Consider the following 1,265-nt stretch of genomic DNA (forward strand, 5'->3'; position numbering starts at 1 on the left):
GGCATCGTGCGGTCATCGCCGCGCAACACCGACCCGATAGCGTGAGCCGCACATCTCGGCGCAGGCGGAAGCCGCTGCGGGAAGGAGGGCCGATCTTGGGCAACGTCGTGCTCGTCACGGGCGTCGCACGGCAGCTGGGGGGCCGGTTCGTCCGCCGGATCCAGCGCGATCCCGACGTCGATCGGGTGATCGGGGTCGATGCCGTGACACCGGAGCATCCCCTGGGCGGGGCGGAATTCCTCAAGGCCGACATCCGGCATCCGGCGATCGCCCGGGTCCTGGCCGAAACGGGCGTCGACACCGTCGTCCACATGGACATCAACGGCACGCCCCTGGGCAGTCGCGGCGGCCGGGCCTCCGTGAAGGAGACCAACGTCATCGGCACCATGCAGCTGCTCGGCGCCTGCCAGAAGGCCCCGAACGTCCAGCGCGTGGTCATCAAGTCCAGCACCAGCGTCTACGGCTCCGCGCCGCGCGACCCGGCGGTCTTCACCGAGAACACCCCGCCCAAGTCGTTGCCCAGCGGCGGCTTCGCGAAGGACACCGTCGAGGTCGAGGGGTACGTCCGCGGCTTCGCCCGGCGCCGCCCCGACGTGGCGGTCTGTGTCCTGCGGTTCGCCAACGTCATCGGGCCGTGCGCGGACTCCCCGCTCGCCGAGTACTTCTCGCTGCCCGTGCTGCCCACCGTCCTCGGCTACGACCCGCGGTTGCAGTTCGTCCATGAGGACGACGCGATCGACGTGTTGCGGATCGCCGCCGCCGCGCCGCGCCGCGGCACCCTCAACAGCGGCACGTTCAACATCGCGGGTGACGGCGTCCTGCTGCTCTCGCAGGTCTCCCGGCGCCTGGGCCGGCCCACCCTCCCGCTCTTCCTGCCCACCGTGACCTGGGCCGGCACCGCCCTGCGGTCGCTCGGCATCACGGACTTCTCGCCCGAGCAGATCCGGATGCTGACCCACGGCCGGGTCGTCGAGACCACCCAGATGCGCGAGACACTGGGCTTCCACCCCCGGTACACGACGGCGGAGACCTTCGAGGAATTCGCCCGCAGCCGCGGACCCGGGCTGCTGCCGCCCGAGTCCCTCGCCCGCACCGTCGACCGGCTCGCCGGTGTGCTCTCCGCACGCCGCGGCCCGATCCAGTGAGGAGTTCACCCACGATGGCGGACGCCAAGGTCATTCCCTTCGGCGAGGAACCGCGGGCGCGCCGCAAGGCCCGGCGGTCCGCGCGCGGCACCGCCCTGGCGCCCGTACCGGAAGCCCGCA

General features: G+C 72.0%; 1 protein-coding gene. It reads left to right on the forward strand.

What is annotated here, in order from left to right:
• Positions 1–95: 95 nt before the first annotated feature.
• The gene (locus AB0I03_RS26750; protein ID WP_073442566.1) at positions 96–1,145 is read left to right on the forward strand and encodes an NAD-dependent epimerase/dehydratase family protein; all 1,050 of its coding nucleotides are present in this window, start codon (positions 96–98) and stop codon (positions 1,143–1,145) included.
• Positions 1,146–1,265: the final 120 nt, after the last annotated feature.

It is taken from the genome of Glycomyces sp. NPDC021274 (assembly GCF_040641195.1).
Classification (GTDB): domain Bacteria; phylum Actinomycetota; class Actinomycetes; order Mycobacteriales; family Micromonosporaceae; genus Glycomyces.